Raw genomic sequence first — 297 nt, 5'->3', positions numbered from 1 at the left:
TGATGATGGAGGTGAACAGGGAAAACCCGGACTTTGCCGCGGTCGAACGTCTGCTTAAAACCGATCTGACGCTGTCATATAAAATCATGCGCTACGTCAGAAACATGCTGTTTAAATCACATGGCATAATTCAGGCGGACAATCTTACCCTGAAAGAAATGCTGATGTATCTGGGGGGCAAAGAACTCCGGCGGTTTGTTGCGGTGGCCGCCCTTTCAAATATGGGGCGTTCCGGCATCAGTGAACTTTATCATCTGAGCATGGTTCGCGGAAAATTCTGCGAATTAATTGCCGGAA

General features: G+C 48.1%; 1 pseudogene. It reads left to right on the top strand.

The annotated features are described in order from the left end of the window. Nucleotides 1–297 (top strand): annotated as a pseudogene (locus tag FHC49_RS13945) (diguanylate phosphodiesterase); the annotation flags it as partial.

The organism is Kluyvera sp. EC_51 (genome assembly GCF_019584505.1).
GTDB lineage: Bacteria > Pseudomonadota > Gammaproteobacteria > Enterobacterales > Enterobacteriaceae > Kluyvera > Kluyvera sichuanensis.
Note: the sequence above shows the minus strand (reverse complement) of the source record. Positions and strands in the feature narration are given on the sequence as shown.